The following is a 14,746-nucleotide window of genomic DNA, read 5'->3' as shown; positions in this document are numbered from 1 at the left end:
TACGCCAGTCTGTTAAAGTTTGGCGTACTTTATTTTTTACTAGTATTTACGTTACAATATAGTGAAAAATAACAATTTAGGGGAAGTCTATGAAAAAAATAGTATTGATCGTTGTACTGTTAATTAGCTTAATTGCAAATGTGAAAGTATTTCTTTTGGACAAATATATGTTTGTTGGTGAAAAAGAAAAGCGAGAAGAAGCGATTATCGCAACGATGTGGCATTTGCAAGAGAAAGGATATAAAGAAAGTGATATTTCATACATAAAGCCAGCCTTTTATAGCAAAATTGGTTCATACGGTATGAATGTACAATTTAAAGATGAACCAAATGAATCATATACATATAGAGTTTTGAAAGATGCGAAAACAAATAAACTAATTGTGCACCAAGATAGCAATCGGCCAGGTGGTATGGGCGGAAAGCATCAAGAACTTAAATAAAGAAAACGACTGACGGCATTCGCCTGCAGTCGTTTTCTTTTAATCATACTTATGTCGATCTTCTGTAATTCGAATATACTCAATATCCATCAAATCTCGCAGCAATGCACCATTACTTAGTTCCACACCATGTTTCTCTTTAAAATGAGTACGAATCGTATCTAGCATTTCGATTTCTTTTCCGTTCACGTCTAAAATAATACGTTCAGAATCATTCATGTAGTATCCTCCTTTTTTAAACATATATATTTTGTCCGTCTATTTCTAAAAAATGTATGTTAACGTAATGTTAGGAAATGAGAAAGGAATGGAAAATGAGACGTATATATTTTGTAGGGTTAATTTTGTACACGCTAATTGTATTACATGTTGCATTCCCAAACGTATTTTCATTTGGGAATGTAGAAACAATACACGTTGCGCTATTTATCTTTTCTCTATTTGTAGTAGATTGCTGTATTTCGATATGGCTTTCGAAAAGAAAAGATGTGCAAGATAAAAAAGAAATGGAACGAAAAAAGAGAAAACGTTCATTTTGGATAACGACGTATTGTTTTTCTTTAGTGATTGCTGCTGCTTGTTTTAGTGAGCATATTCCATTAGAAAGATTAGATGTTAAATTTTGGGCAATCATATTCGCATGTTATTTTTTTCTGCATTTTCTTCCTTATATGAAAGAAAAGCGGGGAGATGAGGAAAATCCGGTTGAAGAAGAAGCGAGAGAACAAGAGAGCAAGAGAATAGAAGAAGACATAAAGAAACTTGGAGAACAAAAATGGTATTTAAAATCAAAAATCATATACGTTCTTTGCTTTATTACGCCACCAATTGGCTATTTGTACGTTTTCTTACTTCGCAAAAAAATGACAGAAGATGCAAAACAAACGTACTTAACGGTTGCGACGATCATGATGGCGTTATGGTCTTTAAAGTTTCTTCCGCCTTATGTATTGGCAATTACCGTTGTTATCGTAGCTTGTCTTGTATTTATAGTGAAATATGTGAAATGAAAAACACCAAGCCCAATATGTAATACTGAATCTAAAATAAGCCAAGCTATATAAGATATATTACACGCCACTGCATGTTGTTTAACAATGTAGTTTCAAGGTTAGCAACATTTTGCTTAATACGCCTATTTTTTATCACCCATTTATTGTTATAAGATGAAAAATGATAAAGCATATAACTTAGCAGAAAAAGATCCTGTGTTATTAAACTAACAGATAGATTGAAGCAAGAAATGTTATACTATAATTTGCTTATTCAGTAATAATAGGAGGGATAATAATGGTTCAATCAATAGTTCATATCGCATTAGTAGTAAAAGACTATGATGAGGCAATAGAGTTCTATACAAAGAAACTAAATTTCACATTAGTCCAAGATATATATCAGCCAGAGCAAAATAAAAGATGGGTAGTGGTATCTCCTCCTGGTTCAGTCGGCACCACAATATTACTGGCTAGAGCATCCAAACCTGAGCAAGATTCTTTTATCGGTAACCAGTCAGGCGGTAGAGTTTTTCTTTTCTTAAATACTGACGATTTTTGGAGAGATTATAATGAAATGATTTCAAGAGGAATAGAATTTGTGAGAGAGCCGAAAGAGCAAGAATATGGAATGGTTGCAGTATTCAAGGATTTATACGGGAATTTATGGGATTTGTTGCAACTAAAAGATGATCATCCAATTGCTCAAAGAATTAAGTAGAATACAGTTTAAACTTGGTTAAACAATCAATTGAAAAATTAGGATTTTAAAATCCATACAAGAGTAGAGAAAAAACAGAGAAGATTTATTTCTATGAATAAAAATAAAGGCATGTCGTGAAGAAAGGAGTGGATTTCCCACTCCTTTTTTACTTTCTTATCGTTGTTTAACAACATGTGTTTATTGTTCATTCGAGCCTCAAACTTAATTTTCCTTATCCTTCGGTAAAATATGTGGACTTGGTGTTTTATCTATAAATTAAAGATCACCTTGCTCCTCATCACCACGAACAACAAGGACATCGCATTTCGCGTAGCGAATAATATGTTCAGAGACGCTACCAATTAGGAAACGTTCAACAGCATTTAAACCAGTCGCACCACACATAATTAAATCTACTTTATGGTTTGGAGCGATTTCTTTTGAAATTTTTGATTTAGGATTACCAAACTCTAATACAGTTTCAATATTTTCAAGACCAGCTTCAAGCGCAGTTTTTTTGTAGTCTTCTAATAAGTCTTCTGCAAATAGATTTGCACGTTCAGCAATTGCACGGCTATAAGCTTCTACTGCTGAGTATGCTTTTACATCAACGATATGAGCAATTGTTAATGTTGCATTGTTTCGTTTAGCGACTTGAATTGCTTTTTTAAAGGCTTTTTCTGCTTCTTTAGAACCATCCACCGCGATTAAAATATTTGTATATGTATTATTCATAGTAAATTCCTCCCAATCATTTTTATTACTGTTTACAACTTTATTATAAAACAAATTTTGGTAATGTGCTTGCCGGAAACGTTACAGAATTTCGAAAACTCTGTTTTAATTCATTTTAGTTGTAATTGGAGCGAGAACTTGTTACATATGAAGTATAGCAATTTAAAAGGAGGCATGTTTGTGAGACACGCGCTCATTACAGCCGGTACGAAAGGTTTAGGAAAGCAAGTAACAGAAAAGTTATTGGCTAAAGGATATTCAGTAACAGTAACATACCATAGCGATATAGCAGCTATGGAAGCGATGAAAGAAACATATAAAAACGTGGAAGAGCGTCTACAATTCGTGCAAGCCGATGTCACGAAAAAGGAAGATTTACATAAAATAGTAGAAGAAGCGATAAGCCGTTTTGGCAAAATTGATTTCTTAATTAATAATGCTGGTCCATATGTATTTGAACGAAAAAAGTTAGTCGATTATGAAGAAGACGAATGGAATGAAATGATTCAGGGCAATTTAACAGCGGTATTTCATTTATTAAAACTTGTCGTTCCGGTTATGAGAAAACAGAACTTTGGCCGTATTATTAATTACGGATTCCAAGGGGCAGATAGTGCGCCGGGATGGATTTATCGCTCAGCTTTTGCGGCAGCGAAAGTAGGACTTGTTTCATTAACGAAAACAGTTGCTTACGAAGAAGCGGAATATGGTATTACTGCGAATATGGTATGTCCTGGTGATATTATTGGTGATATGAAAGAGGCGACGATTCAAGAAGCACGTCAGCTGAAAGAGCATAACACACCGATTGGTAGATCTGGAACAGGTGAAGATATTGCAAGAACCATTTCGTTTTTATGTGAGGACGATTCCGATATGATTACCGGTACAATTATTGAAGTGACTGGTGCAGTTGATGTTATTCATAGACATCGATAGAATAAAATAAGGTGAAGTTTCGAATAATTGGACAGTTTATCCATTGTGCTGAGCGGTGTGGATAATACTGTCCTTTAATATAAAATTAAATCTATCGGAAAACTTGCATTATTTTTTGTCAAATATTGAGATATTATGTTAAAATATAAGAGCGTAGAAAGCGCTTTAAAAAATGATTCAGGGGTCATTTCATAACTCAAGGGGGAACTAATCATGCGTATCGGTATTCCAACAGAAATTAAAAACAATGAAAATCGTGTGGCAATGACGCCAGCGGGAGCAGTACATTTAGTACAAAATGGTCATGAAGTTTTTGTTCAAAAAGGAGCAGGTTTAGGATCTGGCTTTACAGATGAAGAATACGTACAAGCTGGTGCGAAACTTGTTGAAACTGCTGAAGAAGCATGGAATCAAGATATGGTTATGAAGGTAAAAGAGCCAGTTGCAAGTGAATACGGCTATTTCCGTGAAGGTTTAATTTTATTCACGTACTTACACTTAGCTCCAGAACCAGAATTAACGAAAGCATTAATCGATAACAAAGTTGCATCAATCGCATACGAAACAGTACAATTAGACAATCGTTCTTTACCATTACTTGCACCTATGAGTGAAGTAGCGGGTCGTATGTCTGCACAAATCGGTGCACAATTCCTTGAGAAAAACAAAGGCGGTAAAGGTATTTTACTTGCAGGCGTTCCAGGGGTAAAACGTGGCAAAGTAACAATTATCGGTGGTGGTCAAGCTGGTACAAACGCAGCTAAGATTGCAGTAGGTTTAGGTGCAGATGTAACAATCATTGACTTAAGTGCAGAACGTCTTCGTCAATTAGATGATATTTTCGGTAATCAAGTAAAAACATTAATGTCTAACCCATACAACATTGCAGAAGCTGTTAAAGAATCTGACCTTGTTATTGGTGCAGTATTAATTCCAGGTGCAAAAGCGCCAAAACTTGTAACTGAAGAAATGATTCAATCAATGGAACCAGGTTCTGTCGTTGTAGATATCGCGATTGACCAAGGTGGTATTTTCGAAACAACTGACCGTATTACAACTCATGACAACCCAACTTACGAAAAACATGGCGTTGTTCATTATGCAGTTGCTAATATGCCAGGTGCGGTTCCACGTACATCAACGCTTGCATTAACAAACGTAACAGTACCATATGCAGTACAAATTGCGAACAAAGGCTATAAAGATGCTTGCCTAGGCAACACTGCATTACTAAAAGGTATTAACACATTAGATGGTTATGTAACATTCGAAGCAGTTGCAGAAGCGCACGGCTTACAATATGCTGATGCGAAAGAGCTTCTTGAAAAAGCTCCTGCTTTATCATAATAGAAATATATTCGAGACCTTCCTTTTTATGAGGAGGGTCTTTTTTTACAAGGTAAAAAATTGTTTTTTATTACTGTTAACAAGTGGTAATTATGATAATTTAGAATTATATAAATTTCGGAAAAGGAGGATTGAATTGGGAAGAAAAAGTAAGCGGAGGAAGCGCAAAAAACAAAGAGAAGTAATAAGGAGTAAACATGAGTTAGTAGTTACGAAAAAGAGATCTAGGTCTAAAATTGAAAGTGGTTTAATAGATGCGGCGAATGTTATGTATTTTATTGTAATGGGTATCATTTTCATTAACTTAATTAAGTTACAAGTTTCAAATTTATCTTTACATGTATTTGTACTTATTATTTTTTTAATGGTAGCTATTTTGGTACATGTTTTAGTTTTTGGAACATTACTATCAACTAATAAGAATGGTGGAGAAAAAGGACAAAGAAAGAAAAGAAATTCGTCTTATTATTCAAGCTCATCAAGTGGATTCGGTGACTACAGTAGCAGTGATTGTAGTAACTCAAGTGATGGTGGAGGAGATTGCGGAGGTGGTGGAGATTAAGTTAATTTTTCAGAAGAACGACTAATGAAAGGATGAGACGAAAGATGGAAACTGTGAACTTAATAGAATTAACAAAGGACATTCAAGATCAACATAAAAACTTCGTCGTTTCAAATGTAAATAGTCATTGCTTACGAATCGCTGTATTTACTGGTGAATATGATTGGCACTATCATTCTAATTCGGATGAATTATTTATTGTGTTAGAGGGAGAATTACTTATTGATTTTGAAGATGGAGAAACAGCGGTATTAAAGCCAAATGATTCTATTTTAATTCCAGCATGTACGATTCATAGAACGAGAGCATTAAAGAGAACGGTAAATCTTTGTTTTGAAAATATAGAGGCTGATACGATCATAGTGGAGCAATTATGAAACAATTATCTGTAGCCGAGTATAGAAAAGTTATTTCGATTTTAGCAGGCAATACAAGAACAGCAACTTTTGCTTATGCGGTATGTGATCAAATGATAGACGGTGAGGTTTTTGTAAACGAGCAGTTAACAGCAGGACTAATCATCACTGCTAATGGCATTTACTATTTATTTGGTGATACTCATGACCAAAACGATAATGAAGATTTATTTTTGTATATGAAAACAGCCATTGAAAAAACAGAGAAACGATTTACATTGTTCACTTCTAGTGAAGAGTGGGAAATGATGATTGAAGAGCGTTTTAGCAATGTACTTCGAAAAATTCCACGAATGAAATTTCAAAGAGCAACTTTTGAAGAGAAAAAACGAGATTGTAACAAAAATACATATGAAGTTAAGCGTATTGATAGAAGAGATATAGAACGAAGCAGTGAATTTACAGAGAAGTATTATAAAGAATATTGGGGGGCAAAAGAACTATTTTTGAACGGTGGTTTCGGATTTTGTATAGAACAAGATGGGATGATTATAGCTGAATGCGTCTCAATATTTAGCGGGAATGGTTTTGCTGAAATAGATATTGCAACACATGAAGCACATCAAGGGAAAGGATTAGCTCAAGCTGTTGCAACACGGTTCATTGAACATTGCATGCAAAATGATATTATACCGAGCTGGGATTGTTATATAGACAATATTCCTTCGCGAAAATTAGCTAGTAAATTAAGTTTTTATCATCCAATAGAATATAGTTTATTTGTACGTAAGAAAACGGGGGAATAAAAATGAATGTAGAATTAACGAGATTTAAAGTGAAGCCTGATAAAAGTCATCGTGTAGATGAATGGATGCAGCTTCTTAATGACAATATGAAAGAAGTACTTTTGACATTAAACGACGAAAAGATGTACGTTGAGACAATTTTCCGGGAAATAAGAGATGGAGAAGAGTACTTATATTGGTATTCTGTGCAAGGAGAAGGCGGTGTTTTTGTCGAAAATTCGCATCATGAAATTGATAAAAAGCACTTAGCATTTTGGTATGAATGTATCGATGAAGAAGCACAGTCTATTGATATGAAAACAGAAGTTGTTATGATTCAAGATGTTGTGAAGGAAGCGATGAAATAATAGAATAGTATTTCAGAGAGAAGCGCATCAAAATGGATGTGCTTTTTATTATGGGATTTTTTTTAGAAAAGCTGTATACATTTTACGCTCTCAAACGTTGAGTATATAGAGAGGAGAGCCGAATGAGTCATGATACGTTTGAATCGTTATTAATAGAGAAATCAAAAGCTGTGTTTGGATACTTAATTAAGATTGGAGCAGATAGAAAAGAAGCAGAAGATATTGTACAAGATACGTTGTATAAAGCTTTATTGCTTATGGAGGAAATACCGTTAGGACATTTAGCACCGTGGCTATTTAGAGTTGCAATCAATCAGCACCGAGATTTGCATCGGAAAGAAAAAAGACTAAATCCAATCGCAATTGAATCAGTCGTTCTTATTGGGCAAAAGTCATTAGATGAAGTGCTTTTAACAAGTGAGTTACAAGGAGAAGTACAAGAAATATTGGAGACGATGACGGAGGATTATCGTCATATTTTACTGTTGAAATATGAGTATGAACTATCTTATAAGGAAATTGCCATTTTATTAAGTATGAAAGAAGATACAGTAAAAACAAGCTTGTACCGTGCAAGAAATCAATTTAAAAAACTGTATAGGAGGAGAAAAGATGAGTCGGAAGGACTTTGATTTGAATATGAATGATAAGCAGATGAAGACTTTGATGAAGAGAGCGAAGAGGAAGCAGCTTTGGAGAAACTGGCTTATTTCTATTTGTGCGTCCATTATTGTTATAGTAACTTTGTTTTTGGGTGCAGCTTACTTTTCACAGCAAACATTTAGAAAAATGGAAAGAGAAATGAATGCACTACATATGGTTCAAGGGCCTAATATCCGTTTCAGTGGAAGCATGTATTTAAGTCTTGGTATGACAGGAAGTACAGTAATATATAACTCTTATAAAAATATAGCTGGTCAACCAGTGAAATGGGTAAATGATATATACGAATCTGGTATATGGAGTTATAGTATGAAGCATTACAATGGTGAACTTGTTAGTCTAGATGAGGAAAAAAGAGGTGAAGAGGTTGTTACGATACCAGATTATAATGTGCAAACAATGCAAAGGGAAATGAGGTTTTATTTACCTTTCGTCACTTATAAAAATTATGTGGATGACCTGAAAAATATTGGGGATTTGCAAAATAAAGTTGCAGAAGTAGCCTTATCTTTTGATAAATCGTATACAGCTGAACAAATTACTGAGATGCTTCCGAAAAGTGTACAGCCAGTTTGGTTTTGGGTAGATACATATAATGAAAAGAAAAGTGATTCTTATGTAGGGTTAAAAGATCCTAAAAATGGCGCAATATTAAATGCGGAAATGGCTAGAAATGTTTTTGGATTTGAAGGAAGTTATGCAAAAGTAAAAGAAGATGTGAAAAACGATTTAACAAGAAACTCAAAAGAGTTTCTGTACCAAATGAAGTATTTAGCAAAAAATAGTGAAGGTATACCAAGTGATTATTTTGAACAATATTATAAAGAAATAAAAAATACCAAACCAAAAGACCTACCAATATACGGTGTAGTCGTAACAGGAAAAACAGAGGATTTACAAAGTTTACAAGGGTCACCGTATATTAAGGCTGCTGTAAGAGGTGTAACAGTTGAGAAATATTGATTACAAGTAATTAATGTGAATAATCAGAAAACTTGTGTTATAATATGGGAAAAGGAGGTCTATATGAGGCAAATACATGGAGCAATTTATATTTACATAACAATGTTTTTCGTGGCGATATCCTATGGATTGGGGCACGTGTATTCGCATCCTATACTAACTTTTTTAAGTGGAGCATGTATGGCGTTTGCGCTTCTTGTCCACCTTTTCTCAGTTTGGATCGTGAAATTTCAATTAAATATTAGTGAAATAGAAGAAGGCACTTTTTGAGTGGCCTTCTTTTTTAATAATATTTTGGAAGCTCTTGTAGCAATTTTTCAATTTCAAATTCGGTTTCTTTACATATAGAAAGTGTGCGTAGTCTGAAAAATAAGCTACGTAAGAAAGATTTTATATTTCCGTATAGAAACTCGTACGATTCAATAGGTAGTGCTTGTTTTTGGACGGGTAATCGAGCTACTAAGTCACGAAGGGCTAATATGAGTATTTCTTCTTTTAGGCCATTTTGCAGCATTGCGACAATCGGATAAACGAGACGCTCGTCTTCTTCATATTTGTAGTAAATAGAATGGACACAAACTTTGTTTAATAAAGTTTTTAATATCTCTTCGTAATGTAAAGTTTCTAGTTTAGGACTATGAACAAGCGCCTCAAATGTATCGGAAGCATGAGCGATACTATGTGCCCAGCCGTAATTTTGAACATATCCACGGAAATCACGCTCGTCGTTCATATATAGAATTAATTGATCTTTTACATTTAAAATATCAGTCTGTGATAAGAAATTATGTTTTGTATCAGCGTCAATAATGAGCGCAATTAATAATGTCGTAAATGCACGGGTAAATACAGCATCTTCATCATCTGAATGAATTTTATACAATAAATATTTTTCACCGATGCTTTCTAATAATAGTTTCTGTAATTGTGTATGTGAAAGGTATTCCTTCTTGATGAGATGATAAAAAGTAGAGTAAATAAGTTTGTCCCTTAAATAGCTATCAGTATCGCCAATTTGCTCAAGCATATTGGAACTTAAAGAATCAATGTTAAGTGTGTTATCCAGTATGTAATTATTATTACGAATTTCTTCTAACTGTTGTTGTAACATATAAATCCTCCTATTTTAGAAAATTCTGTATTTTAATAGTATAATAAGAGGAAGAAATAGGCAATAAAGTGAAACTTTAATCAGTGGGGGGTATTCCCCACCTAACTTCTTTGCTTTCACCGAATTTTGATGTGGGGATCTTACTGTCCGTTAATGCGGGATAAATAAGTGCTTTTGAATGGAGGGGGCATTATGAAGAGAGCATTATTCTTTTTCATTAGTATTTTCTTTTTAGGAAGCTGTTCCATTTCGTATGTTACTTTTTCTAGTGAGAGCAAAAGTTGGACTGGACAATATAAAGGGCATATTAAGGATGACAGTGAAGATGGAATGTTTACGTTTCAATATAAGGGCGGGGATGGAAAGACAGAATTTAAAAACTTAGAGATTGCTATTCATGGAGCCTTTAGTGCAATGACAGAAACGTCAGAAAGTCATAAAGGAGCAAAGATTGAAATGAAATCTTCTTGTGTAAGTTGTGCACCTCTATCTAAAGACGAACCGATAGAAGTTGTAATTAAATGGGATGATAAGTATGAGGAGAAGATGGTGTTAAATTTGAAGTAGCCTAGAGTGAGGAGTTAAAAATGAATAGGCATGTGAAAATTGTTATGTTTTTAAGTGTATTTCTAGTCATATTATCAGCGTGTACTACAAAATCAGTAGAGCAAGTAACTGTAAAAGAAGTGCCTAAAGAAGGGTATATCATAGTAAGAAATGACACGGTGTTTTTTGCCGACGATAAAACGTTTGAAACAAAAGTAGAGTTGCAACATTATATAGAACAACAAATGAATAAAGAGCATCCATCACATATAGTCTTGAGCTTTAAGGACAAAGACGCATATAAACAGTTAAAAACAGGGGATAAAGTAAAAGTATGGTTTTCTCAAATACTTGAAAGCTATCCAGCAAAAATGATTGTAGAGAAATTTGAAATAGTAGAGAAATAGAAAAAGGCAGCAATCACGCTGCCTTTTTATTATTTTACAAATTGTAATTCTTTCGGGAATTTCGTTAAAATTTCTGATCCGTCTTTTGTAATATAAATATCATCTTCAATACGAACGCCACCTACGTTTGGTACGTAAATACCTGGCTCGATTGTGAAGACCATGCCTTCTTTTAATGGAGACTCGTTACCAGCTTTTACATCTGGATATTCGTGTACGCTAATTCCAAGTCCGTGACCAAGGCGGTGTGGGAAGAAATCTCCGTAACCTGCATCTGCGATAACAGAACGAGCAGCGTTATCGATTGCAGCAAGTGTAACACCTGGTTTACATGCTTCAACTGCTTGTAGTTGTCCAGCAAGTACAGTGTTGTAAATGCGAGTTTGTTCTTCAGAAATTTCACCGAATGCTACTGTACGTGTAATATCAGAGCAATAACCTTCAATGATTACACCTAAATCAAATAGTACGAAATCGCCGCGTTTCATTTTGTTTGCACCCGGAATACCATGTGGAAGAGCAGAGTTTGCACCTGCTAATACCATCGTATCGAATGACATTTTATGGATGCCCTTTGTTTTCAATTCATGCTCAATAATTGCTAATACTTCTAGTTCGCTGCGATTTTCTTTAATTGCATTTACACCAACTTCAACAGCATAGTCTGCCATTTTAGCTGCTTCACGTAAAATAGAAAGTTCTTTTTCATCTTTAATTAAACGAAGTTCGCGAACTTTCTCCTCTGCCGATTTGAAAGCTGCATTTGGGAATAATTTCGTTAATTCTTCGTAGCGCTCTACGTTTAAATGTTCTTTTTCAATTGCAACTGCATTTGCATCAATACCACGATCTTTAATTGCTTTTGCAATCATATCCCATGGTCGATCAGTATCAGTGAATCCGATAATTTCATGTGCCCAGCCAGCGTTACGTGCTTGACCTTCTTCCATTTTAGGACAAATTAAAATAGGTTCTTTTTCTTGGAATACAAACATACCAAGTAATCTTTCATGCGGTTCACAGTGGAAGTTCGTCATGTAGAAAACGTTTGGTGTAGAAGTTAAGAAAGCAGCTTCTACATTTTTTTCTTTTAGCCATTGCATTAAATTTTCTAATCTAGCATTCATCGATTGGCACCTCCGAGATTTCAATTACATGTATAACTTTACATCGGATGAAAGCGTTATGACAAGTAAATAGATGTTAGAAAAGACAGGGAATAAAGAAATCATGTAGAATAAAAAGTGTGAATGTAATAAGGGGAGGAATGTAATAATGAAAGTATCTTATCATGGACATTCAGTTGTGAAAATTGAGGCGAATGGAAAAGTTATTTTAATTGACCCGTTTTTAACAGGCAATCCGAAAACAGATTTAAAAGCTGAAGATGTAAAAGTGGATGCAATTCTTTTATCGCATGGACACGGTGATCATGTTGGAGATACAGTAGAACTTGCGAAGAAAAATAATGCAGTTGTTGTAGCGCCATTTGAATTAGCAACATTTTTAAGTTGGCAAGGTGTAAATACACATCCGATGCATATTGGTGGTTCACATGAATTTGACTTTGGAAAAGTGAAGTTTACACAAGCATTCCACGGCTCTAGTTATATTGACGAAGAAAATAAGACGATTACATATACAGGTATGCCAGCAGGTATTTTATTTACAGCAGAAGAGAAAACAGTGTACCACGCAGGAGATACGGCACTATTCTCTGATATGAAGTTAATTGGGGAATTGAATAAAGTGGATCTAGCATTTTTACCAATTGGTGATAATTTCACAATGGGACCAGAAGATGCTGTATTAGCAGCAAAATGGATTAATGCGAAAACGGTTGTACCGATGCATTACAATACGTTCCCAGTTATTGAGCAAGATCCATATCAATTTGTAGAAAAGCTACAAAATTGTACAGGGAAAGTATTAGAAGCTGGAGAAAGTATTACACTATAGAAAAGGAACCCTTCATTTGAAAAGACAAGTGAAGGGTTTTTTACGTGTGTAAGACAGCTTTTAATGTTTGTATTTGTTTTGTTGATTCTTTTCTTTTTGTACGTGGTTGTTCAGGTGTTTCATTCAATTCCATTGCAACTTTTTTCCCATCCACGAAAGCTAAAAATACAGCACCTACAACCTCTAAAAATTTTTTCATCATGTGTTCGCTCCTTTGTTTTATTTCTTGTCTTCATTGTATAGGGAATCAAGTGGACGAACTATCGAATGAGATGACAAAAGCATTACATTGTTGTAATAGAATGACTGGTGGAATGTAAGAGTCATTTTGTTATAAAAAAAATAGTACAGGTATGCAAAGAGAGAGTGTAACAGTTTTGAAAATATAGTATACTGGAAGTACAACACATGAAGAATTTAGGGAAAAGAAAGTATGGTGAAACCATTTGGCTACCAAGCATAACCAAATTTTAGAACATATTAATAGCCTGCCAGTAGGCCATAAAATTTCTGTAAGACAAATTGCGAAAGACTTGAGTGTAAGTGAAGGGACAGCTTACCGTGCAATTAAAGATGCAGAAAATAAAGGATATGTTAGTACAATTGAACGTGTCGGAACAATTCGAATTGAACAAAAGAAGAAAGAGAATATCGAAAAACTGACATATGCAGAAGTCGTTAACATTGTCGACGGTCAAGTACTTGGGGGCAGAGAAGGACTACATAAAACATTAAATAAATTCGTAATCGGAGCTATGAAATTAGAAGCGATGATGCGCTATACAGAAGCTGGGAATTTACTCATTATTGGTAACCGTACGAACGCACATCAATTAGCGCTAGAAGCTGGAGCCGCTGTATTAATTACGGGCGGATTTGATACGGAAGATCATGTGAAAAAATTAGCAGACGAATTAAAGCTGCCGATTATTTCAAGTAGCTACGATACATTTACGGTTGCAACGTTAATTAACCGTGCAATTTATGACCAACTGATTAAGAAAGAAATTGTACTTGTTGAAGATATTTTAACGCCAATTGAAGAAACATTATATTTAAAGCCGAGTGATACAGTACAGCAATGGCATGCATATAACGAAGAGACAATGCACGGAAGATATCCAATTGTCGATGAAAATAAAAAAGTGCTAGGAATCGTAACTTCAAAAGATATGATCGGTGTAGCGAAAGAAACACCAATTGATAAAGTAATGACAAAACACCCAATTACAGTGAACGGTAAAATTTCTGTCGCAGCTGCGGCACGTATGATGGTGTGGGAAGGAATTGAATTACTTCCTGTCGTTGAAGAAGGAAATAAACTGCAAGGTATTATTAGCCGTCAAGATGTACTTCAGGCACTGCAAATGATTCAACGTCAACCACAAGTTGGAGAAACAATTGATGATATTGTAACGAATCAATTTATGACGCCAAAAGAAGCGAAGAATGAGCATCTATATCAATTTTCAGTGACGCCGCAAATGACGAACTCAATCGGAACGTTATCGTACGGTGTATTTGCAACAATTGTGACAGAAGCGACAAATCGCGTCATTCGTGCGCAAAAGAAGAGCGATTTAATTGTTGAAAACTTAACGATTTATTTCGTAAAGCCGGTTCAAATTGATAATGTTGTATCCGTTCATCCGAAAGTATTAGAAATTGGACGTAAATTTGGTAAGGTCGATGTAGAGGTGCATCATGATGGTAATGTCGTTGGAAAAGCATTACTTATGGTTCAGTTAATCGATAAATAAAAAGATGGAACAAATCGTTTTGATTTGTTCCATCTTTTTTGTTGCTTTAAATTTGGAAGGCGTGATTTTAGATGGCGTGGAAAAGCTAGTGGGAAAGTAATGTAAGA

Annotated in this window: 21 protein-coding genes; 16 read left to right on the top strand and 5 right to left on the bottom strand. The window is 34.7% G+C overall.

Annotation, left to right across the window (positions count from 1 at the left end; translation table 11 throughout):
• The first annotated feature begins 89 nt into the window (after positions 1-89).
• Complete coding sequence (locus COK05_RS03080; protein WP_098611407.1) at positions 90-443, top strand: DUF3139 domain-containing protein; 354 nt, start codon at positions 90-92, stop codon at positions 441-443.
• Positions 444-482: 39 nt separating this feature from the next.
• Here the strand turns inward: COK05_RS03080 and COK05_RS03075 are convergent, their stop codons facing one another.
• Positions 483-662 carry a ProA domain protein gene (locus COK05_RS03075; protein ID WP_141538872.1) on the bottom strand — a complete coding sequence of 60 codons (180 nt, stop codon included), beginning with the start codon at positions 660-662 and terminating at the stop codon, positions 483-485.
• A gap of 95 nt (positions 663-757) precedes the next feature.
• Between COK05_RS03075 and COK05_RS03070 the strand changes: the two genes are divergently transcribed.
• The gene (locus COK05_RS03070; protein ID WP_098611405.1) at positions 758-1,453 is read left to right on the top strand and encodes a hypothetical protein; all 696 of its coding nucleotides are present in this window, start codon (positions 758-760) and stop codon (positions 1,451-1,453) included.
• Positions 1,454-1,733: 280 nt separating this feature from the next.
• The gene (locus tag COK05_RS03065) at positions 1,734-2,156 is read left to right on the top strand and encodes a VOC family protein (protein WP_098611404.1); all 423 of its coding nucleotides are present in this window, start codon (positions 1,734-1,736) and stop codon (positions 2,154-2,156) included.
• 258 nt (positions 2,157-2,414) lie between these two features.
• Here COK05_RS03065 and COK05_RS03060 read toward each other — a convergent pair whose 3' ends face one another.
• Positions 2,415-2,873 carry a universal stress protein gene (locus COK05_RS03060; protein ID WP_001066677.1) on the bottom strand — a complete coding sequence of 153 codons (459 nt, stop codon included), beginning with the start codon at positions 2,871-2,873 and terminating at the stop codon, positions 2,415-2,417.
• Between the two features lie 147 nt (positions 2,874-3,020).
• Between COK05_RS03060 and COK05_RS03055 the strand changes: the two genes are divergently transcribed.
• The 9 genes from COK05_RS03055 (at position 3,021) to COK05_RS03015 (ending at position 9,126) form a co-directional block, all read left to right on the top strand.
• On the top strand, positions 3,021-3,812 hold the full coding sequence (locus COK05_RS03055) for an SDR family oxidoreductase (RefSeq protein ID WP_098611457.1): 792 nt from the start codon (positions 3,021-3,023) through the stop codon (positions 3,810-3,812).
• Positions 3,813-4,025: 213 nt separating this feature from the next.
• A complete protein-coding gene (ald, locus tag COK05_RS03050; protein ID WP_001219402.1) occupies positions 4,026-5,159 on the top strand; it encodes an alanine dehydrogenase in 1,134 nt (377 codons plus the stop codon).
• A gap of 136 nt (positions 5,160-5,295) precedes the next feature.
• A complete protein-coding gene (locus COK05_RS03045; protein ID WP_098611403.1) occupies positions 5,296-5,721 on the top strand; it encodes a hypothetical protein in 426 nt (141 codons plus the stop codon).
• 44 nt (positions 5,722-5,765) lie between these two features.
• Positions 5,766-6,098, top strand: coding sequence for a cupin domain-containing protein (locus tag COK05_RS03040; RefSeq protein WP_000450939.1), 333 nt, complete (start codon positions 5,766-5,768; stop codon positions 6,096-6,098).
• Complete coding sequence (locus tag COK05_RS03035; protein WP_098611402.1) at positions 6,095-6,883, top strand: GNAT family N-acetyltransferase; 789 nt, start codon at positions 6,095-6,097, stop codon at positions 6,881-6,883. The genes COK05_RS03040 and COK05_RS03035 overlap by 4 nt, the downstream gene beginning before the upstream one ends.
• A gap of 2 nt (positions 6,884-6,885) precedes the next feature.
• Positions 6,886-7,230: a DUF6176 family protein gene (locus tag COK05_RS03030; protein WP_098611401.1), complete on the top strand. Its 345-nt coding sequence runs from the start codon at positions 6,886-6,888 to the stop codon at positions 7,228-7,230.
• A gap of 122 nt (positions 7,231-7,352) precedes the next feature.
• On the top strand, positions 7,353-7,862 hold the full coding sequence (locus COK05_RS03025; RefSeq protein ID WP_098611400.1) for an RNA polymerase sigma factor: 510 nt from the start codon (positions 7,353-7,355) through the stop codon (positions 7,860-7,862).
• Positions 7,843-8,856: an anti sigma factor C-terminal domain-containing protein gene (locus COK05_RS03020; RefSeq protein ID WP_098611399.1), complete on the top strand. Its 1,014-nt coding sequence runs from the start codon at positions 7,843-7,845 to the stop codon at positions 8,854-8,856. Before COK05_RS03025 ends, COK05_RS03020 begins: the two co-directional genes overlap by 20 nt.
• Positions 8,857-8,919: 63 nt before the next feature.
• Positions 8,920-9,126 carry a hypothetical protein gene (locus COK05_RS03015; RefSeq protein WP_001248905.1) on the top strand — a complete coding sequence of 69 codons (207 nt, stop codon included), beginning with the start codon at positions 8,920-8,922 and terminating at the stop codon, positions 9,124-9,126.
• A gap of 13 nt (positions 9,127-9,139) precedes the next feature.
• Here the strand turns inward: COK05_RS03015 and COK05_RS03010 are convergent, their stop codons facing one another.
• Positions 9,140-9,967, bottom strand: a complete 828-nt coding sequence (locus COK05_RS03010) for a DUF2785 domain-containing protein (protein ID WP_098611398.1) — start codon at positions 9,965-9,967, stop codon at positions 9,140-9,142.
• 192 nt (positions 9,968-10,159) lie between these two features.
• Between COK05_RS03010 and COK05_RS03005 the strand changes: the two genes are divergently transcribed.
• Both COK05_RS03005 and COK05_RS03000 read left to right on the top strand, forming a co-directional pair.
• Complete coding sequence (locus COK05_RS03005) at positions 10,160-10,534, top strand: hypothetical protein (RefSeq protein WP_141538871.1); 375 nt, start codon at positions 10,160-10,162, stop codon at positions 10,532-10,534.
• 20 nt (positions 10,535-10,554) lie between these two features.
• Positions 10,555-10,920 (top strand): DUF3221 domain-containing protein, encoded by a 366-nt coding sequence (locus COK05_RS03000; protein WP_098611397.1) that lies wholly within the window; start codon positions 10,555-10,557, stop codon positions 10,918-10,920.
• A gap of 29 nt (positions 10,921-10,949) precedes the next feature.
• Here the strand turns inward: COK05_RS03000 and pepQ are convergent, their stop codons facing one another.
• Positions 10,950-12,047 carry a Xaa-Pro dipeptidase gene (pepQ, locus tag COK05_RS02995; RefSeq protein WP_098611396.1) on the bottom strand — a complete coding sequence of 366 codons (1,098 nt, stop codon included), beginning with the start codon at positions 12,045-12,047 and terminating at the stop codon, positions 10,950-10,952.
• Between the two features lie 148 nt (positions 12,048-12,195).
• On the opposite strand from pepQ, the gene COK05_RS02990 reads away from it, so the two are divergent.
• Positions 12,196-12,879 carry a metal-dependent hydrolase gene (locus tag COK05_RS02990; protein WP_000868924.1) on the top strand — a complete coding sequence of 228 codons (684 nt, stop codon included), beginning with the start codon at positions 12,196-12,198 and terminating at the stop codon, positions 12,877-12,879.
• A gap of 40 nt (positions 12,880-12,919) precedes the next feature.
• On the opposite strand, the gene COK05_RS31240 is transcribed toward COK05_RS02990, so the two are convergent.
• A complete protein-coding gene (locus COK05_RS31240; protein WP_098611395.1) occupies positions 12,920-13,081 on the bottom strand; it encodes a hypothetical protein in 162 nt (53 codons plus the stop codon).
• Between the two features lie 244 nt (positions 13,082-13,325).
• Here COK05_RS31240 and COK05_RS02980 point away from each other — a divergent pair, with 244 nt between their 5' ends.
• Positions 13,326-14,639 (top strand): CBS domain-containing protein, encoded by a 1,314-nt coding sequence (locus tag COK05_RS02980; RefSeq protein ID WP_098611394.1) that lies wholly within the window; start codon positions 13,326-13,328, stop codon positions 14,637-14,639.
• The last annotated feature ends 107 nt before the right edge of the window (positions 14,640-14,746 follow it).

This window comes from Bacillus cereus, from assembly GCF_002567495.1.
Taxonomy (GTDB): Bacteria; Bacillota; Bacilli; order Bacillales; family Bacillaceae_G; genus Bacillus_A; species Bacillus_A cereus_AQ.
Note: the sequence above shows the minus strand (reverse complement) of the source record. Positions and strands in the feature narration are given on the sequence as shown.

Bases quoted from the DNA above. Each gene is read 5' to 3' on its own strand.
- COK05_RS03080 (WP_098611407.1), top strand. From the start codon at position 90: ATGAAAAAAATAGTATTGATCGTTGTACTGTTAATTAGCTTAATTGCA.
- COK05_RS03075 (WP_141538872.1), bottom strand. From the start codon at position 662: ATGAATGATTCTGAACGTATTATTTTAGACGTGAACGGAAAAGAAATC.
- COK05_RS03070 (WP_098611405.1), top strand. From the start codon at position 758: ATGAGACGTATATATTTTGTAGGGTTAATTTTGTACACGCTAATTGTA.
- COK05_RS03065 (WP_098611404.1), top strand. From the start codon at position 1,734: ATGGTTCAATCAATAGTTCATATCGCATTAGTAGTAAAAGACTATGAT.
- COK05_RS03060 (WP_001066677.1), bottom strand. From the start codon at position 2,873: ATGAATAATACATATACAAATATTTTAATCGCGGTGGATGGTTCTAAA.
- COK05_RS03055 (WP_098611457.1), top strand. From the start codon at position 3,021: ATGAAGTATAGCAATTTAAAAGGAGGCATGTTTGTGAGACACGCGCTC.
- ald (WP_001219402.1), top strand. From the start codon at position 4,026: ATGCGTATCGGTATTCCAACAGAAATTAAAAACAATGAAAATCGTGTG.
- COK05_RS03040 (WP_000450939.1), top strand. From the start codon at position 5,766: ATGGAAACTGTGAACTTAATAGAATTAACAAAGGACATTCAAGATCAA.
- COK05_RS03035 (WP_098611402.1), top strand. From the start codon at position 6,095: ATGAAACAATTATCTGTAGCCGAGTATAGAAAAGTTATTTCGATTTTA.
- COK05_RS03030 (WP_098611401.1), top strand. From the start codon at position 6,886: ATGAATGTAGAATTAACGAGATTTAAAGTGAAGCCTGATAAAAGTCAT.
- COK05_RS03025 (WP_098611400.1), top strand. From the start codon at position 7,353: ATGAGTCATGATACGTTTGAATCGTTATTAATAGAGAAATCAAAAGCT.
- COK05_RS03020 (WP_098611399.1), top strand. From the start codon at position 7,843: ATGAGTCGGAAGGACTTTGATTTGAATATGAATGATAAGCAGATGAAG.
- COK05_RS03015 (WP_001248905.1), top strand. From the start codon at position 8,920: ATGAGGCAAATACATGGAGCAATTTATATTTACATAACAATGTTTTTC.
- COK05_RS03010 (WP_098611398.1), bottom strand. From the start codon at position 9,967: ATGTTACAACAACAGTTAGAAGAAATTCGTAATAATAATTACATACTG.
- COK05_RS03005 (WP_141538871.1), top strand. From the start codon at position 10,160: ATGAAGAGAGCATTATTCTTTTTCATTAGTATTTTCTTTTTAGGAAGC.
- COK05_RS03000 (WP_098611397.1), top strand. From the start codon at position 10,555: ATGAATAGGCATGTGAAAATTGTTATGTTTTTAAGTGTATTTCTAGTC.
- pepQ (WP_098611396.1), bottom strand. From the start codon at position 12,047: ATGAATGCTAGATTAGAAAATTTAATGCAATGGCTAAAAGAAAAAAAT.
- COK05_RS02990 (WP_000868924.1), top strand. From the start codon at position 12,196: ATGAAAGTATCTTATCATGGACATTCAGTTGTGAAAATTGAGGCGAAT.
- COK05_RS31240 (WP_098611395.1), bottom strand. From the start codon at position 13,081: ATGATGAAAAAATTTTTAGAGGTTGTAGGTGCTGTATTTTTAGCTTTC.